The sequence below is a fragment of the Martelella sp. FOR1707 genome (assembly GCF_053484265.1).
The window spans coordinates 157,483-183,110 of sequence record NZ_JBAKFP010000008.1 but is presented as its reverse complement, the minus strand read 5'-3'; the positions used below and the strand labels follow the sequence as shown (position 1 = coordinate 183,110).

Here is a 25,628-nt window from a genome sequence, read left to right as displayed (position 1 = left end):
GGATAACCATGAAGAAACTACTCCTTGCCGGCGTGATGCTGGCGGCGCTCACCCAGACGGCGGCCGCGCGCGACATCGTCGTCGCGCTCTCTTCCGACCTGCGCTCCAACGATCCGGGCGTTAACCGCGACGGCAATACCGACGCGATCATGATGCACATTCTCGAAGGTCTCGTCGGCTATACCGAGGATGGCGCGGTTAAACCGCTTCTCGCCAAGTCCGTCGCCATGTCCGATGACGGGCTGACCTATACCTTCACGCTGCGCGACGATGTCACCTTCCACAATGGCGACAAGATGACCGCCGACGACGTGGTCTGGTCCATGAACCGCTACATGGACGCCGACAGCAAGTGGCGCTGCCTGCCGGATTTCGACGGCAGCCGCGTGGTCAAGCTGACCGGCGTCGAGAAGGTCGATGATGCCACCGTGACGATGACCATTGCCGAGCCCTCGGCGGTCTTCCTCGGCCTGATGGCCCGCCCGGAATGCGGATTCACCGGCATCATCTCGCCGAAATCCGTGGGCGAGGATGGCAGCTTCGCAGCGCCGATCGGCACGGGCCCGTTCAAGTGGGACGAGTGGAAGAAGGGCGAATATGTCCATCTCGCCAAGAATGACGCCTATGTCTCGCCGCCAAACGACGGCGAACCGGATGGCACGGTCGGGGCCAAGGACCCGCTCGCCGACGGCGTCAAGTTCATGGTGGTTCCCGACGCTTCGACGGTGAAGGCCGGCATCCAGTCCGGCGCGCTCGATCTCGCCGAAGTCTCGCCGGACCTGATGCCGGAATTCGAGGATCGCGATGACAGCAAGCTGATCGTCGCCGTCAACAACGGCAAGAACCTGTTCTACATGCAGACCCGCGATCCGGTGCTCGCCAATCCGGGCGTTCGCCGCGCCATGGCCATGGCGCTCGATCTGCCGCAGCTTGTCGCCGCCGCCTCCAATGGAACCGGCACGCCCAACTGCTCGATGATCGCGACCAACTCGATCTATTACAGCGAGACCCAGCAAGAGTGCCTGCCCTACGATATCGAGGCGGCGAAGAAGGAGTTGAAGGACGCCGGCTATAACGGCGAGCCGATCTCGATCATCGCCAACCGTCGCGGCAATGTGCCGAGCTATCCGGCGGCAATCATCGCCCAGGCGATGATGCAGCAGGCGGGCCTCAACGTGCAAATCGAGGTGCTCGACTACGCCACCCAGGTGGAACGCCGCCGCTCGGGCAATTACCAGGTGATCTCACAGTCGGTTTCGCCGCGTCTCGATCCGGCGCTGATGATGAGCTTCTATGTCGGCGACAAGGACGAGAACACATCGCTGATGTGGGAAAATCCAGAGGCCATCGAACTGCTCGACGCCGCCTATCGCGAAACCGATCAGGAAAAGCGCCAGCAGATCTTCGACGATTTCCACACGCTGATGCTCGAGGATATGCCGGGCCTGTTCATGTACGACATGGTCGACATCTGGGCCGCGACCGCGAGCCTCGAAGGCTCCCCCGTATGGCAGGGCAATCCCCGCGTATGGGAAGTCTCGGTCGACTGACCGGCTCGTCGCCGCGCTGCACCTGCGGCGCGGCGTTTCTCCTCAAACACCCTTATCCCGCGGCCCGTCGACATGGGCCGCGCGACCTTTCATGACCCCAGACCCGCTGCCCCGGCAGCAAACAGGACCTCCCCATGACGCAGCAGGCGATCGAACAACTCGCGAATGAAATCGAGGCATTGAAGCCGGAATTCATCGAACTCTCCGACCGGATATGGGAGCTTGCCGAACTGAAATTCGAGGAATTCGAATCGGCGAAGCTCCAGGCGGCGCTTCTGGAGAAATACGGGTTTTCCGTCACGCGCGGCGTTGCCGGCATCGAGACCGCCTTTTGCGGCGAATATGGCAGCGGCAGGCCGGTGATCGCGATCCTCGGCGAATTCGATGCGTTGGCCGGCATGAACCAGGTCGCCGGCATTGCCGAGGAGAAGTCCGACAAACCGGGCGCAAGCGGCCATGGCTGCGGCCATAACCTGCTCGGCGCGGGCTCGCTTCTGGCGGCCGTCGGCCTTGCCCGGCATCTGGAAAAGAACGGCATTGCCGCGACCGTGCGCTATTATGGCTGCCCGGCGGAGGAGGGCGGCGGCGCCAAGACGATCATGGCCGAGGCCGGCGTGTTCGACGATGTCGACCTCGCGCTCACCTGGCATCCGGCCCCCTTCAACGGCGTGCGCTCCACCAATAATCTCGCCGTGATCGAGTACGATATCCGCTTCAAGGGTACGGCCGCGCATGCCTCCAACGCCGCCCATCTCGGTCGTTCCGCGCTCGACGCGCTGGAACTCACCAATATCGGGATCAACTTCCTGCGCGAGCACATGCGCTCCGATTGCCGGATCCATTACGCGATCACCGAAACCGGCGGCGTCGCGGCCAATGTCGTGCAGGCGCGCGCGGCCGGCCGCTACATGATCCGGGCTCCGGAAATCGTCGGCGCGCGGGCGCTTGCCGAACGGGTGAAGAAGATCGCCGAAGGCGCGGCTATGATGACGGAGACCAGTGTCGAACTGGAACTCGGCAAGGCGACCAACAGCCTGCTGCCCAACATCACGCTCGAAACGGCGATGCACGAGCAGATGACGGCGCTCGGCCCCGTGCCCTTCGACGAGGCCGACGAGGCTTTCGCGAAAGACATTCAGAAAACCTTCTCGCAGGAGGCGATCGATAGCAGCATCCGGCTCTATCAGGTTCGGGAGGATGCGCTTTCCAACAGCCGGGTCGACGGAAGCCAGCCGCTTCACCGGGGACTGAGGGCGTTTGAGGGCAAGTCGCATTTCCGCGCCGGCTCGACCGATGTCGGCGATGTCAGTTGGGTTATTCCCACGGCGCAATGCTGGACGCCGGCCTGGGCGATCGGCACCAATCCCCACACCTGGCAGGTGGTCGCCCAGGGCAAGAGCCCGGCCGCCCACAAGGCCTTCGTCCACGCCGCCAAGGCCATCGCCGCCACCGGCCTCAAAGCCGCCGCCGATCCGGAGCTCATCGAGCAAACATGGGCCGAATGGAGCGAGAAGACCGGGCGGAAGCGGCCTGGCAAGACGCGCTGACGAGGTTCAGAGCAAAAACTGTTCACGCAGACACGCCAACGCCGCACGACGCATGAATGCGACGTTGCGCTCAGGAAATGTCTTTTCTGCTTGCCTGCAGGCAATCGCTCGCGAGGAAGAGATAGCTCGCGGTGTCCGCGTGGCCGAGCCGCATTGAAAGCTCAAGGGCGATCTCGATCAAATCGTAAAGCTCTTGCGCCGGTCTTCTTTCGGTGTTGCGGAACTGGGGGTCGCAGATGGTTCGGTCGGTCGTCGGGTTGGTCATCGGGCTCCTCCAGAATCTGGGTTGCGTGTAGTCGTAGGGCAAAATTTTACGGTTCAGTCCCGGCGCGCCCGCAGACCGGACAACTTGAATGATTCCGGTCGGCGATGGCCGAGGGCGCTGTGCGGCCTGTGGCGAGCTCAGCAGCTTTGATGAGGCACAATCGGCCGCAATTAAATTCGAATACGAGGTCGTACTTGAGTTTAATTACCGATTTTTACATGTCTATTTTAGATATATTGTGTATTTATGGTATATGTACTATTTTATATTTCAATACTACAGATAATAAATAACGACGGAGCTTCTTCATTTCGTCTGTGAAAGGGGGAGTCCGGAAAACGTTGGCCGAGATCATCACGTGATTTCAGGTTCCCCAAAGAGAAAGGCGTTGCTGCTGAAGCCGGGTAGGGAAGGGACCTTTGCCAAGCGGAATAGCAACGCCAGAGGCCTGTCTCTCGCACAAGCCATTAGCTTGAGTTTGGTGGCGTGTTGTCCGTGCGGTAATCTTATCGGCTTTTCTGCGACCATGCGGCGATGGCGACACTCTACATCTTGACTTCTGGTGCGGACCGGAAAGAATGGTTCAAAAGCCGTTTCGGGAGGAAAAGATGGCTCCAATCAAGCTCGACAGTGTTTCGAAGAGCTTCGGGAACGTCAATGTTATCAACGATATTTCGCTCGCCGTCGAATCCGGCGAGTTGATGGTGTTTCTCGGACCTTCGGGTTCGGGAAAGTCGACGCTTTTGCGGATGATCGCGGGGCTTGAGACTATCGATGACGGGGCGTTGACGATCGACGGGGTTCGCAGTGAAAACCTGGCGCCCGGCCAGCGCAATGTCGCGATGGTGTTCCAGAACTACGCGCTCTATCCGCATATGACCGTGCACGACAACATGGCTTTCGGCCTGCGCAATATCCGCATGGGCGCGGATGAGATTGAGACCCGGGTCAAGGAAGCCGCCCGCATGCTGGAGATGGAGGAATTGCTGGAGCGCCGTCCCGCCCAGCTTTCCGGCGGCCAGCGCCAGCGCGTCGCGATCGGCCGGGCGATCGTCAAGGAGCCCAAGGCCTTCCTGTTCGACGAACCGCTGTCGAACCTCGATGCGGCGCTCAGGGTCAGGACCCGCGTCGAGCTTGCACGGCTGCATAACCGCATGAAGGCGACGATGATCTATGTGACCCACGACCAGACCGAGGCCATGACGCTGGCCGACCGGATCGTGGTGCTCAACAATTGCCGGATCGAACAGATCGGCACGCCGATGGAGATCTATCTCAGGCCGGCCTCGCGCTTCGTGGCCGGTTTTGTCGGCTCACCCGGTATGAATTTCCTGGAGGTCGATCTCTCAGCTGACGACCGTATGGCGCGTCTCAATGATGGCTCGACTGTGAAGATCGACATTCCCGAAATGAAAGCCGGGCGCTACGAGATGGGCATACGCCCGGAAGCCGTGCGCGTGGCGGAAGAAGGTGAAACGGCCACCACGAAGGCGACGGTCGGCGTTGTCGAGCGGCTCGGCGAAAGGACGCTGCTTTACTGCACCCTTGCCGACGGCACGGAACTGATCGCCACCGACACCGGGCGCTCCGAAGCCAGGACCGGCGATCAGGTGCAACTTGTCTTCGATGCAACGGCGCTTCACCTCTTCGATGAGGCCGGCAACGCCTATCACGTGCATTGACGATATCGGGAGCGCTTCGGTCCCTCACGAAAACGCCGCGGACAGGATGCCGCGGCGTTTTTGCATGACCATGATCGTGTGACGTTTTACCCCTTGATGCCGGCGGAGAGGGTGATCGCCTGGGTCACCCTGCGCTGGAAGATCAGATAGGCGACCGCAACCGGCAGGCCGGCCAGCACCGCGGCTGATAGTTCGCGGGCGTAATAGACGCCGAAGGCGTCGTTGACTTGGGTGATGCCGACGGTGATCGTCATCATCTCTGTCTGGGTGACCGCCAGGAATGGCCACAGAAAAGCATTCCACGACCAGATGAAGGTGACGATCGCAAGCGCGGTGGTGACGCCCCAGTTCATCGGCATGTAGATGCGCGTGAGAATGCGCCATTCGGAGGCATTGTCCATCGCCGCCGCCTCGCGGAAATCCTTCGGCACATTGTCGAAGAACTGCTTGTAGACGATGATCACCACCGGGTGGATCAGTTGCGGCAGAACGATCCCGGCCCAGGTGTTGATCAGGCCGAAGCGGGCCATCAGCTCGAAATGGTTCACGATCAGCACCTGCATCGGTACCATGAAGCTCGCCAGGATCAGCCACCACAGGACCCGCCGGAACGGGAATTGAAGCTGCGAGATCGCGTAGCCGCAGAACATCGAGGACCCGACGGTCAGCACCGTGATCGCAAGTGCGGTGACGATCGAATTCAGATACCAGATGCCGATCTGGGTCTGGGTCAGCGCGAAATAATAATGCGAGAAGGTCAGGGTTTCCGGCCATAATTCGATATAGCGCCGCACCACCTCGTCTTCCGGCTTCAGCGACGAGATGACCCCCCAATAGAGCGGAAACGCCCATATGACGGCGATCACGACCGTCAGCAGCGTGATCAGGAGGCCGGCGACATTCAGGCGTTTTGCCGTTGTTGCGTTCATCATTCGCGCCCCTTCGAAAGCCTGGTCAGCTGGAAGTTCAGCACCGACACGACGATGACGATGATGAACAGGACGACGGCAGCGGCGGCGGCCCGGCCGCCCTGGTCATACTGGAAGGCCCGCTGGAACACGTAGTAGACAAGCACCAGATTGTCGTTCGGCCGGCCGCCGACCGAAAACAGATAGACCTGGTCGAAGATCTTCAGTTGCAGGATCAGCTGGATCGTCAGCACCAGCGCCGTCACCGGCCACATCAGCGGCCAGGTCAGTTGCCGGAAGGTTGTCAGACGCGATGCGTTATCGAGCGCCGCCGCCTCGTAGATCTCGGCGGGGATGGCGCGCAGTCCGGAGAGAAACAGCAGGATCGAGAAGCCCGCAGTCCACCATATCGTGATGAGACCAACGGCCGGCATGAACCAGACGGTGGATTTGAACACCGGCACCCGATCGATTCCGAGAATATCGAAGATATACATGGCGATGCCGAACTGGAAGTTCAGCGTCCAGTCCCAGATCAGATAGACCACCGATACCGGCAGGATATAGGGCAGGAAGAACATCGCCAGCACCAGCGCCTGCAGCCTGCCCTTCAGCCGGTTGATGCCGAGCGCAATAGCGAAGGCCACCAGCGTGCCGGGAATGACGGTGATGGCGACGAAATAGGCGGTGTTCCAGAATGCCGTGTTGAAGCGCCGGTCACCCCAGAGCCGGGTATAATTGTCGAGGCCGACAAATTCGCCGCTGCCGATCAGCGGCGCATCCTGAAACGAGATGATGAGCAGCCGGATGGTCGGATAGATAAAGATCAATCCGTAAATGGCCACGAACGGGGCGACCAGAAGCAGGGCGACAATCGCTTCGTTTCGTTTGTTGCGGAGCATTGTGAGGCCTCAAATCGTAGAACTGCCATGCGAAACGGCCGCCGGCGTTGATGCCGGCGGCCCGCAGCGATCACTGAAGATCGTTCAGCTCGTATTTGATTTCCTCCACGGCCTCGGCCGGCTCCATTTCGCCATTGAGCGTCGGCACGAAATAGGTGGACATGACGTCATAGATCGGCCCGGCCACGCCGGCGAGCGGCGATTTCGGGTCGAAGATCATGTTTTCCGTCACGCTCGAATAGGTGGCGTTCGGCTGCATGCCCTGGTAGTCCGCCGACTCCGTGACCGGACCGTAGGCCGGGATGTGGCCCGCCGTCGCCCAGAACAGCGAGTTCTTCGCCATCCATGACATGACTTCCAGCACGGCCGCCTTCTTCTCCGCGCTCATCTCCTTGCCGGAATTGGCGGGAATGGCGAATGAATGGCTGTCGGCATAGGTGGCGGGGTGGTCGAAGATCACCGGCAGCTCGACGGCGCCCCATTCGAACAGCTTGCCCTCTTCCTTGAGGTCGATCATCGTCGGGACTTCCCACACGCCGTTGATCATCAGCGGCGATTCGCCGGAGGTGAACAGCGCCACGGTCGCGGGATAGTCGGTATAGGTGGTCTGAAGCCCGTCATTGGTCCAGCCCTGCAACACGGCCAGCGCATTTTGCAGCTTTTCGGCGTTGTCGCCGGCGAGGAATTCGCCGTCGGATATCAGCTCGCCGTCCTGCTGGCCCATGAGGGAGTAGATCGTGCGGAACATGAAGGTGCCGTCCGCGGTGGTCGAGGCAAGCGGAAACTCCGCGCCCGCTTCCTTCAGACCCTTCAGCGTGGCTTCGAAGCCTTCGCGGGAATCAAGCCCCATCGGCTTGCCGTCCTCGGTCAGGAGACCGGCTTCGGCGAGCGCGTCCTTGTTGTAGTAGAGCACGATCGGATGGGTGTCGAAGGGCACGGCGTACTGCTTGCCGTCCACCGTCACCGCGTCCCAGGTCGCCGGCGCATAATCGGCCTCGGAAAGACCCATCGTCTCCCAGTCCGAAGGCGTGATCTCCTGCAGGATGCCCTGGCTGACGGCAAGCGGTATGCGGCTTGCGTGATAGGTCATGATATCGGGACCTTCGCCGATCGCGGCGGAGGTTCGCACCTTCGAGTAGAACGGCGTGCCCCATTCCAGCGTGGTCGCGTCGATGGTGATCTCGCCTTCATGCTCGGCATTGAAATCGGAGATCAGCTGCTTCATGCGAACGCCGTCGCCGCCGCTGAGAAAGTCCCACCAGGTGACCGTTTCCTGAGCCTGGGCGGCGGTGGCGAATACCCCCGCGGCGATGATCGCGCCCATGGCCGCACCTAACATTCTAGCCATCGTCTTCTCCTCTCTTTGCAATACGGCCTCCCGCCGTATGGTTGGCATTTTCGCCGCGCCGGCCTCGGTTCAGGAGGCATGCGGCGCGCCGTCTTGCTTGATTGCGCGCAGCGGCGACGCTGCTGACGCTAGAGCGTCACCCGGATCATCGAGTAGGAATAGGCAGGCACCGTAATTGAAACCTTGGCCCCGGACACGCTGGCGCCGTCCTGCTTCACGGGTTTCACGTTTTCCGGATCTTCCTGCGTATTCACCGCTTCGAGGTCGTCATGCTTGATCAGCGTGTGCTCGACCGACCTGATTTCGCCGAAGCGCTCCAGCGCCAGATCAATCGTCATCGGCTCCTCTCCGTGACGGTTGATGGCGAAGAAGGTCAGCGTGCCCTCATCCGCGTCGTGGACGCCGGAAATGTCGAGATAGGACACATTGGCCGCGATATCGGCATTATAGGTGGCGCAGTCGACGTCGAGCGCCAGCGCCGTGCCGCGACCGTAGCGCGAGGCGAGCTGGAAGGGATGATAGATCGTCTGCTTCCAGGCAGCGCCGCCGGGCGCCGTCATGATCGGCGCGATGACGTTCACGAGCTGGGCGATACAGGCGATGCTCACCACATCCGAACGGCGGATGAAGGTGTTGATGATGCAGCCGACCTGCAGCACATCCTCGAAATTGTAGATATCCTCCAGAAGAACCGGCGCGTGCGGCCAGTCCCACTCCTTCATACGCTTTTCGTCCGCTTCGCGCTCGTGATACCAGACGTTCCACTCGTCGAAGGAGATCTTGACGTTCTTCTTCGAGCGCTTCTTGGCCTTGATATAGTCGATCACGCCGCTGACAGTGCCGATATAGCGGTCGAGCTTTTCCGGCAGCGCCAGATATTCGCGCGTGTTCTTCTCATAGTTCATGAAATACATGTGCAGCGAGATATAGTCGACCTGGTCATAGGTCTCGTCCAGAACCGTGGCCTCCCATTGCGGGAAGGTCGGCATTTCGGAATGGGACGAGCCGCAGACCACCAGTTCCAGCTTGTCGTCGAAGGCGCGGATCGCCTTGGCGGTCTCGTTGGCGAGATGGCCGTATTCGGCGGCGGACTTGTGGCCGACCTGCCAGGGGCCGTCCATCTCGTTGCCAAGGCACCAGAGCTTGACGTTCCACGGATCGGCCTGGCCGTTCTTGCGGCGCAGGTCGGACCAGTAGCTGCCGCCCGGATGGTTGACATATTCGACGAAATTGCGTGCCGCATCGAGCCCGCGCGAGCCGAGATTGACGGCCAGCATCATCTCGGTATTGGCGGCTTCGGCCCAGCGGGCGAATTCGTGGATGCCGACCTGGTTGGATTCCGCCGTCCGCCACGCAAGGTCGAGCCGGGTAGGGCGCTCGCTCTGCGGGCCGATGCCGTCTTCCCAGTTATAGGCCGAGACGAAATTGCCGCCGGGATAGCGGCAGATCGGGGTATCGAGTTCACGCACGAGATCGATGACATCGCGGCGCATGCCATTCTCATCCGCACTGGGATGGTCAGGCTCATAGATGCCGGTGTATACTGCGCGTCCAAGATGCTCGAGAAACGAGCCGTAGAGCCTCGGATCGATCGTGGATATGGTGAAATTCTTGTGCGCGGTGACGCGGGCCTGCATGCTACCTCCCCGAAATTTTGTTTTTTGGTGCAAACCAATATTTATGGATAATAAAGACCCGATCGATCCTTTCGTCAAGCGGTTTTCCGGAGTTGTGCGGGCAGGTTTTTATCCCGACGGGGCTATCTCGTCGTCAGGCGCAGGACAATATCCTGATCGTAATTGCCGAAGCCCTTGCCGAAAATATTGATGCCGCCGGGATGGCGCGCGTCGTCGCGCACGCTCAGACAGAGGCGGATCGAATGCTTCTTCTCGAGCCCGAGATCGGCAAGGCAGACATCCGACATCCGGACGCCGTCGACAAAGGAGCCGGTGTCGGTCACGCGGAAGCGCTTCAGCATGCCGTATTGCGAGCCCTTCAGCTTCCACCAGTCGGGGGTGAAGACGCCGCGGCGGTCGCCGAAATCGCCGGGCGAGGTCCACTGGCCGATATCGACGCCATTGACGGTGATCGTTATGTCGGAGGGCCAGTCCGGATTGGTGCCGGGCATCTCAGAGGAAAGCTCCACGGAGAATTCGATCTCGGCGACGTCGCGATTGTCGAGCCGGGCATTATTGGGAAACTGATATTCCACCGAACCGCGCGTGAACCAGATCAGCCCCGCCTTCATGCGCGCCGGGTCGAGGAAGGAATCGGGCACATCCAGAAGCCCGATGATCCCCTCGTCTGTGCATAGGCCGCAAGGCGCGCTGACGTCGCAGGCGGTATAGAGGCCGACCGGCATCGCCACCTCGATCGCGTCATTGCGGCGCTCCTCCGCGGCATCGCCGAACATGATGACGACCTCGTCATAAATGCTGGTGCAGAGCTTCTGATTGCCCTTGCGCGCCCGCTGGCTTTCGGTGCGGATCAGCCCGGCCTCCTCCAGCAGTTGCACGCTCAGTGACACCGTCGACTGCGGCAGGTCCAGAAGTTCGCCGATCTCCTTGACATTGAGCGCGCCCTTGCGCCGCAACAGCTTGAGGACCGAAATGCGCGCGGGCGCTGCAAGGCCCTTGATGACATGCATGTCCTTTTCAGGATCAACGACAAGAAAGTTACGTGGCATGGATGTGGTTCGCTGCTGGCAGGCGTTCGTCAAAAAACGTTCATATCAGGATTCTTGGCGCGGTCAAATTTCCCGACACGCGGAATGGCAAATTCCGCCTCGCGGGACTGCCCGGCCCGCATGGCCCCAAAAAGCAGCGATGCCGGCAGCTAGCCGCCGGCCTCGAAATTCTCAACGACCGCCTTCGATCTTGCGGAAGCGCTGCGCCGCCCCGGCCTCTCCATAGGGATAATCCGGCATCGGCTGGTGGGAAACGTCCGACAGGCGCTTGATCTCGTCCGTGGAAAGCTGAAGCTCAGCCGCGCCGAGATTGTCGGCAAGCTGGGCCTCTGTGCGCGCGCCCAGAATGACGGAGGTGACGGCCGGTTGCGCCGCAAGCCAGGCGAGCGCCACTTGGGCCATGCTGGCATTATGCGCGCCGGCGATGTCCTCCAGCGCGCCGAGCACCTCCCAGGTCACCGATTTGGCATTGTGCTTGTCATAGGCTTCCATGCCGCGCGCCGGGTTTTCGCCGAGCCTCGTGGCGCCGGTCGGCATCTGGTCGCGCTTGTACTTGCCGGAAAGCCAGCCGCCGGCGAGCGGCGACCACGGCAAAAGCCCCATTCCCGCATCCTGGCAGGCCGGGACGATCTCGTGCTCGATGCCGCGCGCCAAGAGATTATACTGCGGCTGAAGGGTGACCGGGGCGGAAAAGCCGCTCGACTTTGCTATCCAGACCGCCTTGGTCAATTGCCAGCCAAGGAAGTTGGAGAAGCCGTAATAGGCGATCTTGCCGCTGGAGACGGCATCGTCGAGGAAGCGCAGCGATTCTTCCAGCGGCGTCAGCGCGTCAAAGGCATGAAGCTGGTAGAGGTCGATCTGCTCCACGCCAAGGCGGACCAGCGAGGCATCGAGCGCTTCGGCGAGGTTCTTGCGCGACAGGCCGATGCGGTTCGGCCCGTCGCCCATGGGAAACCGCGCCTTGGTGGCGATCACCAGCTCCTTGGTGATGCCGGGCTTCTGCTTCAGCCAGCGCCCCACGATCTCCTCGGAAAGGCCGGTCGAATAGACATTGGCGGTATCGATGAAGTTGCCGCCGGCCGCGACATAAGCGTCCATCAGCCGGAACGAGGTCGCCTCGTCGGCCTCGTCGCCGAAGGTCATGGTGCCGAGGCAGAGACTGGTCACCACGGCGCCGCTGTTTCCAAGCCTGCGATAATCCATGAGCGTTTCCTTTCTATTGACTGATGGCAGAGGCGGTCGCGCGGCTCAGCGCGCCGCCCAGTTGGCGCCGCGGCGGAAGATGGTCGCCATTTCCGGAACCTGGAACTCGCTGGCGATGTGGCCCAGCGAGGAATAGAACACCCGGCCCTTGCCGTGGCGGCGCTTCCACGCCACCGGCATGACCACGCCGTCGATCCATTCCGCATGGTCGCCTCTGAAGGTGGTGGTGGCCAGCACCTCGTTGGAGGGATCGACATGCATGTAATACTGCTCCGAGTGGTAGGGGAAATCGGAAATCCCCTCCATGATCGGATCGTCCGGCTTCGTCACATTGACCGTGTAGTCGATGATATTGCCGGGATGGGCGACCCACTGGCCGCCGATGATGAACTGATAGTCGACCGAATCGCGGAAGGCGTCGCCCGCCCCGCCGTGATAGCCGGCAATGCCGACGCCGCTCTCGACGGCCGCGGACAGGTTCTTGACCTCCTCCTTCTCGATCTTCGACATGGTCATGATCGGAACGATCAGGCTCAGATCCTTGATCTGCGGGTCGGCGAAGGCCTCGGTGGAATGTTCCAGATAGACCTTGAACCCGTCTTCCTGCAGCATGTCGCGGATGATGTGGGCGCATTCCTCCGGCTCGTGGCCGCTCCAGCCGCCCCAGACAATGAGTGCTTCGCGCATGATATCTCTCCTCTCGCGTCAGCCGGCATGTTACCGGCCGGGTTGATGGTTTCTCGCCGTTCGGCCTATTTGCCGAGCGCGCCGTCGATCAGCGAATCCGACAGCGGCGCCGGCCGCGCGACGGTGGTGGTGATCCCGACGGTCTTTTCGGTTTCGGCGGCGGTGGTGAAAGCCTCCATCACCTCCAGCACATGCAGCGCCAGATCGCCGTTGGCCCTGTGCGGCCTGTCGTTGCGGATCGCATAGGCCATGTCGGCAAGCCCGATCGAGCGGTAATTGCCGTCGGCATAGGGCTGGTCTACCGGATGATCCTCGAAGTCGCCGCCCTTCTTCAGAAGCGAGACCGGTCCGGCGAAGAAATTGGGGTCGGGGACCAGCAGCGTGCCCTCCGTGCCGTAGATCTCGATCGGCAGATGCTTGTGGCCGGCCACGTCAAAGCTCATCGTCACCTGCACGACCGCGCCGTTTTCGAAGAACAGCGTGCCGGCGATATGGGTCGGGACCTTGACCGAAATCGTTTCGCCCCGGCGCGGTTCGCTGGTGATCTCGCGTTCCTGGCGCAGCATGGTCGCAAAACCGGCGACCTTCTTCACCGGGCCGAAAAGATTAACGAGATCGGTGATGTAATAGGGCCCCATGTCGAGCATCGGCCCGCCGCCGATATCGTAGTAGAAATCGGGATTGGGGTGCCAGGATTCATGGCCCGGCCGCATGAAGCTCGCCGTGCCGCCGACGGCAAGGCCGAGCGCGCCGCTGTCGACGAGCGCACGCGCTGTCTGGTGGCCGCCGCCGAGAAACGTGTCGGGGGCCGCACCGATTCTGAGTCCTGCCTTTTCCGCCGCCTCGGCAAGTTTTTTCCCTTCCGCGAAATTAATGCCGAGCGGCTTTTCCGAATAGGTGTGTTTGCCGGCCTCAAGCGCCCTGAGGCCCACCGCGACATGGGCGCGCGGAATGGTGAGGTTCAGGATGATCTCGACCTTGGGGTCGGCCAGAAGCGCATCGATCGTGCTTGCGGGCACATTGAACTCGGCGGCTTTCGCTTCGGCTGCCGCCTGGTTGAGGTCGGCGATACCGCGAATATCGAGAATGTCGAATCCGGCCATCGCCTTCAGATAGGCGCCCGAAATATTGCCGCATCCGATGATGCCGATACCTACTTTTTCCATTTCTCACTCCTCCCAAAGCGCGAAGCCCGGCGTTCAAAGCGCAGGGCCGGTTGTGCTCCATGGCGATTCATACAGTTCGTAAAGCGCGACGGCCGCCGCTCCCCGCGCCCAGAAAAAATCCTCGGCGTCGTCAAAGACCAGTTCACTGACATCGGCGAGCGATGGCGGGATCGCGCTGTTGAAGGCCTTTGTCAGCCGGTCGATGAAGGGTTTGCCAAGCGCAAGGCTGGAACCCACGAGGATAACGCGCGGCGGGGCGAAAAGGGTGACGATATTGGCGACCGTCACGCCGATGGCGTCGCCGGCGCGCTGTGCCGCTGACATGATCTGCGCGTCCTTGGCCTTGATCAGTGTCTGGGCGTGCGAGATGCCGCGCCCGAGCCGCACGGCATCGGCATAGAGCCCCTCGCGCGGACCGTCGCCGAGGATCGCGCTTTCGCCGGCAAGGCTTGCCAGCCGCGACATGCCGTCGGCGCTGCTGCCGAGCACGAGGTCGCCGAGATTGTGGCTGAGCCCGCCCGCGCCGCGAAAAAGCTGGCTGTTGTGCAGCACGCCGAGGCCGAGCGTGCGCTCCAGCGAGACCAGCACCATATCCTCGAGGTGGCGCGCCTTGCCGAACCAGTGATGGGCAAGCGTGACGGCGTGGACATCGCTTTCGATGATCGTACGGATGCCGAAGCGCGGCGACATGACGGCGGCGAAATCCACATTCTCGTCGCTGAAGATCGGGCTGGAACGCACCACGCCGGTGCGGTGCTCGACCACGCCGGGAATGCCGAGACAGATCATGTCGATTTCGGCAAGCGTCAGCCCGCTATCCATTACGCAGGCGCGCACCCCGTCTTCCACCAGATCGGCGATGACGTCGATCGGCATCCTGTCGATGCGTACGGGAAGCGAAAATTCGGACAGCACCTCGCCGCAGAAATCCGCCACCACGAAGGTCATGCGCGTCGCCGCGATCTTGGCGCCGACAACGCGCGAAGCGTCCGGGTTGAGTTCGAGCATAACCCGCGGGCGGCCGCGAACAGTGGCATTGCGCAGGTCGCCCTCATGCCGCGACAGGATCAGCCCATCGTCGATCAGCGAGCCGGTGATCGCCGAAACCGTGCTGGTCGAAAGTTCTGTGCGCTTGCTGATCTCGATGCGCGAAATCGGGCCGTTGCGCCGGATCGTGTCCAGCACGCTCAACCGGTTGATTGCTCGCATCAATTCAGGATCGGCGGTCTTCATGGGGCTCGTCGGGCAGGTTCAGGGCAGGGGCGTAATTTTTCCGTATCACGAAATAATTTATGCCTGTTCTTAGTCCCGGCCCAACGCGCCATGCAAGCAATTTCTGCATGGTATGGCTATTTTAAAGGCAGTTTGCTCGATTGACGGCAGTTACGGGTTGACAAAATTCAGGGCGCGCCATTTATTTAATCCGGAGTGTGCAAAAAGTACTTTGGGAGGAGTGCAACATGTCAATCACTGCCAATTGGCTTCGTTATGGCGCTGCAGCCGCGGGTTTTGTCGCCTTTGCGGCGACGGCGAATACGGCATCGGCCGAAACCGTCATCAAATGGCTCCATCTGGAAAACCAGGAGCCGGTCGTGGAAGTCTGGCGCCAGGTCGCCGACGAGTTCGAAGAGGCCAATCCGGGCGTCACGATCGAGATGCAGTTCCTGGAAAACCAGGCCTTCAAGGCGAAACTGCCGACCCTGCTGCAATCGTCCGAGATCCCCAGCCTGTTCTACACCTGGGGCGGTGGCGTTCTGAAGGCGCAGGCCGAAACCGGCGTCCTCAGGGACATTACGCCGGCGCTCGACGCCGACAACAACAAATGGCGCGACACGCTGAAGCCGTCCTCGATTGCCGGCATGACGTTTGACGACCAGGTCTGGGCCGCGCCGGTGCTGAACGGCGTCGTCTCGTTCTTCTACAACAAGGAATTGTTCGACGAGGCCGGCGTGGGCGGCACATCGATCGAAACCTGGGATGACTTCATGGGCGCGGTCAAGACCCTGAAGGAGGCCGGGATCACCCCGATTGCCGGCGGCGGCGGCGACAAGTGGCCGATCCACTTCTACTGGGGCTATCTCGCCATGCGCGAGGCGGGCCATGACGGCTTCATGGCGGCCAAGGCCGGCGAGAATGGCGGCTTTGCCGGCGAGCCCTTCGTTGCGGCCGGCGAGAAGCTTGCTGCGCTTGGCGCGCTTGAACCCTTCCAGAACGGCTATCTCGGCGCGACCTGGAACGATGCGCTCGCAGCCTTCGGCGACGGTCGCGCGGCGATGATCCTGTCGTTCGAGAACACCGGCCGGACCCAGATCAGCAATTCCACCGACGGCAAGGGGCTTGCTGAAGACAATATCGGCCGCTTCGCCTTTCCCGTCATCGAAGGCGCGCCGGGCGTCGTCACCGACAATATGGGGGGGCTGACGGGTTGGGCCGTGACCAAGGACGCGCCGCCCGAGACCGAGAAATTCCTCGAATATTACACCAGCCCGGACGTCGCCCGCAGGATCTCCGAGGTCCAGAAGGTCATTCCGGTCACGATCGGCGTCGCCGATTCGATCACCGATCCGCTTCTGAAGAGCAGCGCCGAGGCGCTCGCCGATGAAACCTGGCACCAGAACTATCTCGACCAGGATCTCGGCCCCAATGTCGGCGCCGTCGTCAACGACATGAGCGTCGCGATCGTCTCCGGCGCGACCTCGCCGGAAGACGCCGCCCAGCAGATCCAGGACACTTACGAACTGGAAAACATGTAACGCGCCGATCCCGGACGCCGCTCGCCGGCGCCCGGAATCCAGGCCCGTGGCCGCCGTCCCCGGCGGCGGGGCAAGGCGGCATACCGCCGCCGCATTGCATGCGGGAAAATGCCAATGACGACCACCGATTCCATCCTGCCCGCGCCGGTCGGGCCTGCCCCGGGCAGGTCCAGAAGACGGCGCTCGCTGGCCCATACCAAATGGCCGGTGCTGATCATCTTCCTGCCGCCGGCGCTGGTGCTGTTCACGCTGCTCGTCATCCTGCCGATCGGCGAGGCGGCCTGGTACTCCTTCTTCAGCTGGAACGGCTACGGCGAGCCGAGCAAATGGGTCGACTTCCGCAACTACCAGCTTATCTTCCGCAACAGCGCCTTCACCAAGGCGCTGATCAATAACGGCCTGATCATCGCCGTCTCGATCGTCATCCAGCTGCCGCTGGCGCTGTGGCTCGCCTCGATGGTGACCAAGCGGATCAAGGGCGCGCTGTTCTTCCGGCTGATCTTCTTCCTGCCCTATGTGCTGGCCGATGTCGCCGCCGGCATGATCTGGCGCTTCGTCTATGACGGCGATTTCGGCCTCGTCGCCGGCATCTGGCACTTCTTCGGTGCGGAGCCGCCGTTTGTGCTCGCCAACCCCGATACCGCCATGTCGGCCATCCTCGCCGTCGTGGTCTGGAAATATTTCGGCTTCCACATGATGCTGTTCATCGCCGGCCTGCAGGCGATCGATCGCAGCATTCTGGAGGCGGCCGACATTGACGGCGCGACCGGCTGGCAGAAATTCCGGCTAGTGACCCTGCCGATGCTGGGCTCCACCGTGCGGCTTTCGGTGTTCTTCGCCGTCATCGGCTCGCTGCAGCTTTTCGATCTCGTCATGCCGCTTACCGGCGGCGGTCCGGCCAACTCGACCCAGACCATGGTGACCTTCCTCTACAATTTCGGCGTCACCCGCATGCAGGTCGGTTTCGGCAGCGCCGTCGGCGTCATTCTGTTCATCATCTGCGTCACGCTGGCCTTCAGCTACAAACGGATATTCATGAAAAATGACTGAGATCTCCGAAAGCGCGCCGATCGATGCGGCAAAATCCGGCGGGGAAGGCCGTAGGCTGAAGGTCGGCACCAAGACCTATCTCTATGTCTCGCTGCTGCTCGTTGCCGGCATTGTCATCATCCCGCTCATCACCACCGCGCTTGGCGGGTTCAAGACGCTGCCGGATCTGCGCGGCAGCCCGTTCGGCCTGCCCGACCAATGGCAGTGGAGCAATTATACCGATATCCTGATGTCGAAGCGCTACTGGCTGCAGATGGGCAATTCACTGCTGATCGCGGTGCTGACCGTGTTCCTCACCATCGTATTTGCCGCCTGCGCCGCCTTCTGCTTCGCCCATATCCGTTTCTTCGGTTCGGACTATCTGCTCAACTATTTCCTGATCGGGCTGATGTTCCCGGCGGCGACCGCCATTCTGCCGCTCTATATCCGCATCCGCGATCTCGGCCTGCTCGATACCTATTGGGGCGTCATCCTGCCGCAGGTGGCCTTCGGGCTGGGCATGAGCATCCTGCTGTTTCGCAATTATTTCCGCAACCTGCCGGAGGAGCTGTTCGACGCCGCCTTCGTCGATGGCTGCGGCTATATCGGCTTCTTCTGGCACGTGACCATGCCGCTGTCGCGGCCGATCATCGCCACGGTCGGCATCATCGCCTTCGTGCAGAGCTGGAACAGCTACATCATTCCGCTGATCATGCTGAACACGGAAAACCGCTATCCCTGGCCGCTCGGCATCATGGTCTACAAGGGTGAGTTCGCGACCGAATGGCAGCTGGTGCTTGCCTTCATCACGCTGACAATCCTGCCAACGATCATCGCCTTCTTTATCGCCCAGAAACACATCATCGCCGGGCTCACCGCCGGCGCCGTGAAATCGTGAACCCTCCGGGAGCTTGTCGAAAATGGCATCCGTCGAACTCAGCAATATCAGAAAGTCCTACGGCGCTCTCGAGGTCATCCATGGCGTTTCGCTGACCATCAAGGATGGCGAGTTCGTCGCCCTTGTCGGACCGTCGGGCTGCGGGAAATCCACGCTGTTGCGCATGATTGCCGGTCTTGAGGAAATCACCGGCGGCGAAATTGCGATCGGCGGAGAGATCGTCAACGATCTGACGCCGCGCGAGCGCAACATCGCCATGGTGTTCCAGTCCTACGCGCTCTATCCGCATATGACGGTGGCCGAAAACATGGGCTTCAACCTGCGTCTCGCCAAGCGCCCGAAGGCCGAGATCGAAGAACGGGTGAACGAGGCGGCGCGGATGCTGGACCTGACGGCGCTGCTCGACCGTAAGCCCTCGCAGCTTTCCGGCGGCCAGCGCCAGCGCGTCGCCATGGGCCGGGCGGTAGTGCGCGATCCGGCGGTGTTCCTGTTCGATGAGCCGCTGTCGAACCTCGACGCCAAGCTCAGGGTGCAGATGCGCGCGGAGATCAAGACGCTGCATCAGCGCGTGGAGACCACCTCGGTCTATGTGACCCATGACCAGATCGAGGCGATGACGCTGGCCGACCGGGTGGTTGTGCTCAACCAGGGCCGGATCGAGCAGCAGGGCACGCCGATCGAGCTTTACCGCAAGCCGGCCAACCTGTTCGTTGCCGCCTTCATCGGCTCGCCGGCGATGAACCTTCTGCCCGGCACGATCGTCGCCGCGGACGGCGCGCCGGCGGTGCGCTTTGCCGATGGCACGGTGCTGGCGATCTCCGGCGACCATGCCGGCCTCACGCCCGACCGCAAGGTCACGGTCGGCCTGCGCCCCGAACACCTCAATCCCGATATCGGAACCGGTTCGGTGATCAACGGCACGGCGCTGCTGGTGGAGCCGACCGGCGCGCAGAGCCATGTCGTGTTCGAACTCGGCGGCCAGCATGTGACGGCGATCGTCGACGGCGAACGCGAGGTCCGCCACGGCCAGCCCTTCGAGGCCAAGATTGACCCCGAACGCGTCCACATCTTCGACAGCGAGACGGGCGAGGCGTTGTAGCCGAACTGGAAGCGGCGCGGACGACCGGCGGGCGGTCAGGCCTGTCCCCTTCGCGGTTGACGGCGCTCCGCCAGTGGCTGGAACAATTCGCTGACGGCAGATGCGATCTCGGGGCCGCAGGCGCGCACCGGTCCGCCCTGGCGGAGCAGGTCGGCGAGTGCGGGGCGTTCGACAACGGCGCCTGCCTCTTCCGCGATCAATATGCCGGCCAGAACGTCCCAGCAATTAAGGTGCGCCTCGTAATAGAGCTCGGCCTTGCCTTCAGCCACGCGCAAGAGTCCGAGAGCCGCAGCGCCGATGCGGCGGTGATCGAAGCCTTGCTCGTGCAGCTTCAGGAGCAGGTCGAGATAAGGGCCGATCGCGGTGCGGCGGGAATGGCCGGTGAGCGCCAATGCGGTTTGCGGGTCATCGATTGTCGAAGCGGCAAGGCGGTTGTCGCCATTGAAGGCGCCATGGCCCCGGCGGGCGTGGAATACGGTTTGCGTGGTCGCGTCGAAGATCGCGCCGAGCATGATCTCGCCATCGGCCACCAGCGCGATTGATACGCCCCAGTCGGGCAGGCGGCGCATGTAGTTATTGGTGCCGTCGATCGGGTCGATCACCCATACAGGGCCGTCGCCGACCGTCCGGCCGGTCTCTTCGCCCACGAAGCCGTCCTCGGGAAAGTCGCGGGCGATCGCCGCGCGGATCAGCGCCTCGCATTCCCGGTCGGCATTGGTGACGAAATCCTGAAGCCCCTTGTTCGAGATCGAAATCGCGGCGTCGTCTCGCTGAAGCTGAAGCGCCCGTTCGCCGGCGCTTTGAGCAAGCGCCCGCGCGAACGCATAGCGCGCTTCAATGTCATGTTCGGACAGGCTGGTCATGCGGCCGACTTTCGTTCCACCAGCTGCACGGGCGTGGTTTCAAGCCGCGCCGGAAGGTCGGGATCGGCGATGCGGGTTTCGAGGAAATCGATCGCCGCCTCGGTCTGCAGGTCGCAGGCCTGGGCGAAGGTGGTCAGCCGGTAGGCGTCCCAGCCCGCCTGGGGGATATCGTCGTGGCCGATGATCCTGAGGCCGGGATGGTCCCGGTCGCGCCCAAGGCGCGCCAGCGCGTCGATCACGCCGCAGGCCATGTAGTCATTGACGCAGAACAGCGCCTCGGCGGCGCTTTCGGCCAGAGCGGCGCCCTGTTCGAAGCCCGACTTGTAGTCGTTGACCGGGACGTCGATCACCTCGAGCGCCGCGCCGAGCTCCTCAGCGCGCGCGATAAAGGCTTGTCTGCGGCTGCGGCCGGTGAACGACAGGTGCGGCGAGGCCATGACGGCCAGCCGCCGACTGCCGGCATCGAAGAAATAATCGGCGGCCGCCCGGGCAGCGACCTCGTCGTCATTGACCACGCGGTCGACCAGGGGGATGTTCTCGCCCTTGTTGATCAGGACGATCGGAATGCCGTTGCCGGCGCATTCCTCGCACAGCTCCGTCGGCGGGGCATCCGATGTGACGATGACGCCGGAGACCGAATATTGCAGCAATTGCCGGATAAAGGTGGTCACATCCTCCGAGCGGGAGGTCGGCAGCAGGATCGGCCGCAGGTCGCGCGCCAGCAGGCCGCGCGTCAGGTGGTCGATCTGCATGGTGCGAAACGGATTGTCGAGGCCGGCGGCAACCACGCCGACGAGATCGGAGCGCTTGTTGATAAGGCTGCGGGCGAGATAATTGACGCGGTAGCCGAGCTCATTGGCGGCCTTGATGACCTTCTGCCGGGTTTCCTCGGAGACGGAGGCATTGGGCGTGAAGGTGCGCGACACGGCGGCGCGGGAAACGCCGGCGTGCCGGGCGACATCATGGGACGTCACGGCCCGTTTCGGAAATACTGGATCGCTCATGTAATGTTGCTGGATGCCTCGCCGGTCTGCATCATCTCCGGCCGGTTGGTGCAGATGCCCAGAACCGGAAGGTCGATCATGTCTTTCAGGATATCCGCCCGCTCCTCATGCCAGAGAACAATCTGCCGTTGTGAGCGGAAGATAAGGTCGCAAAGTTCGGCTGTCACCTTGTCCTGCGGCCGCGGACCATCCTTTTCCCAGCACAAATGCACGAGATCCGCACCGGCCTCTTCGGCCAGCGCCATCGGGTCCTTGCCCATGCCGACCAGCACGGCCAGCGGAAAGTCGCAGCCGGCCTCGCGCAATTCGCGCACCTGCGCCGTGTCGAAGGAGCCGAGGGCGGCGAAGCGCTGGTCGTGATCCTTGAGCTCCTGCCAGCATTTCAGGCCGGTGCCGGGCGCCTTGAGTTCGACATAGAGGCCGGTGCCAAGTTCGCGCCCGAGAGCGGCCACTTCAGAGAAGGTCGGAACGTCGACGCCCTCGAGGGCGGCCAACTCAGCCGCAGTCATTTCCGAAATCCGGGTATGGACGCCGAAGACCCGCTCAAGATGGTCGTCATGGGAGACCACCACGACGCCGTCGCGGGTGAGCTGCGTGTCCAACTCCCACATATCGGCGCCGAGTTTGGAGGCGACGCGAAAGGCGGCGAGCGTGTTTTCGACGGCATGGTCGCTCGCCCCGCGATGGGCGACGCAGAGCGGGCCGGATATCTCCGGCCAGCCATAGCGCGCTGTAAAGTCGGAAAGTCCGGGCGCGCCGCTCATAGGCGTGTCCCGTCCTGCTGAAACACCAGAAGGTCATCGGGGCGGACGCCCCAGCGCACCTCATCGCCGATCGCGATATCGTGACGCACCGGCTGGATCGACCGGAGAACCGCGCCCGAGGGCAGGGCTACGTCATAGAGGTTTTCGCGGCCCTGGGTTTCCACGAAGCTGACGCGGCCACCGACCGGGCTGCCGTCATTGCTGCCATAAATCTCCGGCCGGATGCCGACGATGATCGGCGCGCCGTCCTCCGCCTTTTTCGCGTTGGCGGGCATCGGCAGGATGACGTCGTCTTCCTCGAGCCGGATGACGCCGGCTTCCGCCCGGCCATTGACGAAGGCGATCGGCGGATTGCCGAGAAAGCCCGCGACGAACTGGGTCTTGGGATTGCGGTACATCTCCGTCGGCGTGTCGATCTGGATGATCTGCCCTTCGTTCATGATCGCGATCCGGTCGCACATCGACATCGCTTCCACCTGGTCATGGGTGACGAGAATGGCGGTGATGCCGGTTTCCATCTGGATGCGGCGGATCTCCGAGCGCATTTCGAGGCGGAGCTTGGCATCGAGATTGGCGAGCGGCTCGTCGAACAGCAGAACGGCAGGCTTGCGCACCAGCGCGCGGGCAAGCGCAACGCGCTGCTGCTGGCCGCCGGAAAGCTGGCCGGGGCGGCGGTCGAGATAGCGGTCGATATGCACGAGTTCGGCGATCTGGCGAACCTCGCGGTCGATCTCCTCGCGGCTTGCATGGCGCACTTCCAGCGGGAAGGCGATGTTCTCGAACGCCGTCATATGCGGGTAGAGCGCATAGTTCTGGAACACCACGCCGACATTTCTCTTCTGGCTCGCCACGTTCGAGACGTCCTTGTCGCCGAACAGGATCCGTCCGCCATTGATGCGGTGGATGCCGGAAATGGCAAGAAGCGTCGTCGACTTTCCGCAGCCGGAAGGGCCGAGCAGGGCCAGCATTTCGCCGTCGTTCACCTCGAGGTTCATCTTGTCGATGACGGTGGTGTGGTCGAAGGTCTTGGTGAAATTTTCGAGCTTGATACGCATCAGCCTTTGGTGCCTCCGCTGAAGATGTTCATCAGCCGGTTCTGGAAGATGATGAAAAGGATAATCACGGGCAGGGTGTAGTAGAGCCCCACCGCCTTGAAGAGATTGAAGTCGTAGGTGATCGAATCCTTCTGCGAGACCCGCTCGAGATAGACCGAGAGCACCCGGTAATCCGCCGTCGGCGCCAGAATGCGCGGCAGCACATATTCGCCCCAGGCATCGAGGAAGGAGAACACGACGAGGGCGACCAGGCCGGGCTTGACCTGCGGCAGGATAAGCCGCCGCCAGACGGTAAAGCGCGAGGCGCCATCCTGAACGCCGGCCATCTCGATCTCCCAGGGCACGGTGTCGTAGAAGCCCTTCATGATCCAGATGCCGAAGGGCAGCATCAGCGATGCCTTGACGAAGACCACGCCGATCAGCGTGTCGTAGAGGCCGATGAACTGCAGCACCAGGAATACGCCGATGATCAGCGTCACCGACGGAAAGGCGTGCATCACCATGATGCCGGCAAGAAAGAACTGTCGGAACGGCATGTTGAGGCGCGAAAGCGCATAGCCGCCCATGGAAGAAAGCGACACCACGATCGCGCCGATCGAGCAGGCGAAGATCAGCGTGTTGAGCGTTGCCGACCAGACATTGCCGGCAATCGACGGATCGATAAGGAACTGCCAGTGCTCGAGCGTAAACTCGTTAGGGATCATCGAGCCCGGCGGCGCGTTGGTGAAGCTGTCGATGAACACGAAGACATACATGATCACCAGCGGCAGACTGAGCAGCCCCAGCACCAGAATGAGCGGCCAGGCGGCGAAATTGCGTGACATGTCCTGACCTCCCTAAAATTCGATCTTCGGCTTTTCCAGCATTTCCCCGAACTTGAAGAGCCGGAGGAAGATGATGGAAAGCGTGAGGCCGACGACGACCAGCACCAGCGCCATGGCAGCGCCGAGGCCATATTCGAGATTGCCGGTGAAGTTCGACAGCGCAATGCGGAAGGCTTCGAGCGCCCACACATTGGTGGTGTTGCCCGGCCCGCCATTGGTCGTCAGCCAGATCTCCTGGTAGGACGACAGAAGCGACAGCGACTGATAGCAGGTTACGAACAGGATCGGCCATTTCAACTGCGGCAGGATGATCTTGCGGACCTGCTGAAAGCGGCTTGCACCATCGACCTCGCTCGCCCAAAGCTGCTGGACGGGAATGGCCCGGAGCGCGCCGCTGAACAGGATCATGCCGAAGGACGCGCCGATGAAGCCGTTGAGGGTGATGATCGTTGCCCAGGCCGTTGGCACGGAGCCTTTCATGTAGTTGAACGAGGGCAGGCCGAATTGGGCGGCAATGGTGGGCAGAAACCCGTCATCCCAGGTGAACCACCGCCACATGACGGCATAAAGCACGACCGGGGTGATGCGCGGCAGAAGCCAGAGCACGCTGAAAACCGAGCCGCTGGCCTTGGGCATGTAGAAGATCGCGATCGCGAGAAACAGGCCGAGCCCGACATTGAAGATCGAAAGCGTCAGGCCGACATAAAGCGCGGTATTGGTCAGAAGCCGACCGGTTGCCGGCGTGGTCGCCAGCCGTTTGAAATTGTCCGTGGTCCAGACCCAGCCGGTATAGGCTTCGCTCAGAACCGCGTCGCGCTGATCTTCGCTAAGGTCCGGTGCAACCGCATCGATGGCCGTCATCGCCTGATCGCGCGTTGCAAAGCGGGTGTTGAGGATCGACTGGCCGAAGGGTTCGGCGGCAAGCTTGAGATCGCGGATGCGGCGCGGACGGTTCGGCAGCGTTTTCAGCTCGCGTTCGAAGCTGCGGGCATCCTCGAAATGCGCGCCCATCAGGCGGTCTTCGATATCTTCGAGGAAATCCGGATCGACGCCGGCCGCAGCGGCGCGGGCAAGACCCGCCTCGTCAACGGTGATCGACGTGCCGCTCAGGCTCTCGGTCACGGCTTTGTCCATGCCCTGCCATTCAAGATTGCGCAGCGCGTTGGGGCTGACCACGTAAGCGCCACCGGTAATGCCGGTCGCGCTGGTCATGTTGGTGAAGGAAAAGACCGCCGTCAGCACCACGGGTGCGAAGAAGAAGGCGAGCAGAAAAAGAAGCGCCGGCGACAGCATCAGGATGCCGAACGGACTGATGCGGGGGCCGCCCTTGCGGGCGGCCTTGCCGGTCTCGGCATCGCCCGGGCGCGTTGCCACGCCCGGGTTGATACCTCTTTC

The 25,628-nt window shown here is 62.1% G+C and carries 23 protein-coding genes; 7 read left to right on the top strand and 16 right to left on the bottom strand.

Features of this window, described 5'->3' with window-relative positions:
• The first annotated feature begins 8 nt into the window (after window positions 1-8).
• Both V6765_RS20820 and V6765_RS20815 read left to right on the top strand, forming a co-directional pair.
• Window positions 9-1,550 (top strand): ABC transporter substrate-binding protein, encoded by a 1,542-nt coding sequence (locus tag V6765_RS20820; RefSeq protein ID WP_448432364.1) that lies wholly within the window; start codon window positions 9-11, stop codon window positions 1,548-1,550.
• Window positions 1,551-1,684: 134 nt separating this feature from the next.
• Window positions 1,685-3,097 carry a M20 family metallopeptidase gene (locus V6765_RS20815; protein ID WP_448432362.1) on the top strand — a complete coding sequence of 471 codons (1,413 nt, stop codon included), beginning with the start codon at window positions 1,685-1,687 and terminating at the stop codon, window positions 3,095-3,097.
• A gap of 70 nt (window positions 3,098-3,167) precedes the next feature.
• Here V6765_RS20815 and V6765_RS20810 read toward each other — a convergent pair whose 3' ends face one another.
• Window positions 3,168-3,362, bottom strand: coding sequence for a hypothetical protein (locus V6765_RS20810; protein WP_448432360.1), 195 nt, complete (start codon window positions 3,360-3,362; stop codon window positions 3,168-3,170).
• A gap of 608 nt (window positions 3,363-3,970) precedes the next feature.
• Here V6765_RS20810 and V6765_RS20805 point away from each other — a divergent pair.
• Entirely contained in the window at window positions 3,971-5,044 is a 1,074-nt protein-coding gene (locus tag V6765_RS20805; protein WP_448432358.1) for an ABC transporter ATP-binding protein, read from the top strand.
• An 86-nt stretch (window positions 5,045-5,130) separates the two neighbouring features.
• Here V6765_RS20805 and V6765_RS20800 read toward each other — a convergent pair whose 3' ends face one another.
• The 9 genes from V6765_RS20800 to V6765_RS20760 form a co-directional block, all read right to left on the bottom strand.
• A complete protein-coding gene (locus V6765_RS20800) occupies window positions 5,131-5,973 on the bottom strand; it encodes a carbohydrate ABC transporter permease (RefSeq protein WP_448432470.1) in 843 nt (280 codons plus the stop codon).
• Complete coding sequence (locus V6765_RS20795) at window positions 5,973-6,854, bottom strand: carbohydrate ABC transporter permease (protein WP_448432356.1); 882 nt, start codon at window positions 6,852-6,854, stop codon at window positions 5,973-5,975. The genes V6765_RS20800 and V6765_RS20795 overlap by 1 nt, the downstream gene beginning before the upstream one ends.
• Window positions 6,855-6,924: 70 nt before the next feature.
• Window positions 6,925-8,202: an extracellular solute-binding protein gene (locus V6765_RS20790; RefSeq protein ID WP_448432354.1), complete on the bottom strand. Its 1,278-nt coding sequence runs from the start codon at window positions 8,200-8,202 to the stop codon at window positions 6,925-6,927.
• 128 nt (window positions 8,203-8,330) lie between these two features.
• Window positions 8,331-9,839, bottom strand: coding sequence for an arabinosylfuranosidase ArfA (arfA, locus tag V6765_RS20785; protein ID WP_448432352.1), 1,509 nt, complete (start codon window positions 9,837-9,839; stop codon window positions 8,331-8,333).
• A 122-nt stretch (window positions 9,840-9,961) separates the two neighbouring features.
• Window positions 9,962-10,888, bottom strand: a complete 927-nt coding sequence (locus tag V6765_RS20780; RefSeq protein ID WP_448432350.1) for an ArsR/SmtB family transcription factor — start codon at window positions 10,886-10,888, stop codon at window positions 9,962-9,964.
• A 171-nt stretch (window positions 10,889-11,059) separates the two neighbouring features.
• Window positions 11,060-12,091 (bottom strand): aldo/keto reductase, encoded by a 1,032-nt coding sequence (locus V6765_RS20775; RefSeq protein ID WP_448432348.1) that lies wholly within the window; start codon window positions 12,089-12,091, stop codon window positions 11,060-11,062.
• Window positions 12,092-12,136: 45 nt separating this feature from the next.
• Complete coding sequence (locus tag V6765_RS20770; RefSeq protein WP_292054133.1) at window positions 12,137-12,778, bottom strand: ThuA domain-containing protein; 642 nt, start codon at window positions 12,776-12,778, stop codon at window positions 12,137-12,139.
• Between the two features lie 65 nt (window positions 12,779-12,843).
• Entirely contained in the window at window positions 12,844-13,944 is a 1,101-nt protein-coding gene (locus V6765_RS20765) for a Gfo/Idh/MocA family protein (protein ID WP_448432346.1), read from the bottom strand.
• A gap of 33 nt (window positions 13,945-13,977) precedes the next feature.
• Entirely contained in the window at window positions 13,978-15,177 is a 1,200-nt protein-coding gene (locus V6765_RS20760; RefSeq protein WP_448432344.1) for an ROK family protein, read from the bottom strand.
• 227 nt (window positions 15,178-15,404) lie between these two features.
• On the opposite strand from V6765_RS20760, the gene V6765_RS20755 reads away from it, so the two are divergent.
• The 4 genes from V6765_RS20755 to V6765_RS20740 all read left to right on the top strand — a co-directional run bounded on the left by V6765_RS20755 (window position 15,405) and on the right by V6765_RS20740 (window position 19,723).
• Complete coding sequence (locus V6765_RS20755; protein ID WP_448432342.1) at window positions 15,405-16,697, top strand: extracellular solute-binding protein; 1,293 nt, start codon at window positions 15,405-15,407, stop codon at window positions 16,695-16,697.
• A gap of 114 nt (window positions 16,698-16,811) precedes the next feature.
• A complete protein-coding gene (locus tag V6765_RS20750; protein ID WP_448432340.1) occupies window positions 16,812-17,747 on the top strand; it encodes a carbohydrate ABC transporter permease in 936 nt (311 codons plus the stop codon).
• On the top strand, window positions 17,740-18,624 hold the full coding sequence (locus V6765_RS20745; protein ID WP_448432338.1) for a carbohydrate ABC transporter permease: 885 nt from the start codon (window positions 17,740-17,742) through the stop codon (window positions 18,622-18,624). Before V6765_RS20750 ends, V6765_RS20745 begins: the two co-directional genes overlap by 8 nt.
• A gap of 22 nt (window positions 18,625-18,646) precedes the next feature.
• Window positions 18,647-19,723, top strand: coding sequence for an ABC transporter ATP-binding protein (locus V6765_RS20740; protein WP_448432335.1), 1,077 nt, complete (start codon window positions 18,647-18,649; stop codon window positions 19,721-19,723).
• A gap of 35 nt (window positions 19,724-19,758) precedes the next feature.
• Here the strand turns inward: V6765_RS20740 and V6765_RS20735 are convergent, their stop codons facing one another.
• The 6 genes from V6765_RS20735 to V6765_RS20710 are packed head-to-tail and all read right to left on the bottom strand — an operon-like array spanning window position 19,759 to window position 25,526.
• Complete coding sequence (locus V6765_RS20735; RefSeq protein WP_448432333.1) at window positions 19,759-20,586, bottom strand: inositol monophosphatase family protein; 828 nt, start codon at window positions 20,584-20,586, stop codon at window positions 19,759-19,761.
• Entirely contained in the window at window positions 20,583-21,590 is a 1,008-nt protein-coding gene (locus V6765_RS20730) for a LacI family DNA-binding transcriptional regulator (RefSeq protein ID WP_448432331.1), read from the bottom strand. The genes V6765_RS20735 and V6765_RS20730 overlap by 4 nt, the downstream gene beginning before the upstream one ends.
• The gene (locus V6765_RS20725; protein WP_448432329.1) at window positions 21,587-22,354 is read right to left on the bottom strand and encodes a glycerophosphodiester phosphodiesterase; all 768 of its coding nucleotides are present in this window, start codon (window positions 22,352-22,354) and stop codon (window positions 21,587-21,589) included. The genes V6765_RS20730 and V6765_RS20725 overlap by 4 nt, the downstream gene beginning before the upstream one ends.
• Window positions 22,351-23,409: an ABC transporter ATP-binding protein gene (locus V6765_RS20720; protein WP_448432327.1), complete on the bottom strand. Its 1,059-nt coding sequence runs from the start codon at window positions 23,407-23,409 to the stop codon at window positions 22,351-22,353. Before V6765_RS20720 ends, V6765_RS20725 begins: the two co-directional genes overlap by 4 nt.
• Window positions 23,409-24,233 (bottom strand): carbohydrate ABC transporter permease, encoded by an 825-nt coding sequence (locus V6765_RS20715; protein ID WP_448432325.1) that lies wholly within the window; start codon window positions 24,231-24,233, stop codon window positions 23,409-23,411. The genes V6765_RS20720 and V6765_RS20715 overlap by 1 nt, the downstream gene beginning before the upstream one ends.
• A 12-nt stretch (window positions 24,234-24,245) precedes the next feature.
• Window positions 24,246-25,526: a carbohydrate ABC transporter permease gene (locus V6765_RS20710; protein ID WP_448432468.1), complete on the bottom strand. Its 1,281-nt coding sequence runs from the start codon at window positions 25,524-25,526 to the stop codon at window positions 24,246-24,248.
• Between the last annotated feature and the right edge of the window lie 102 nt (window positions 25,527-25,628).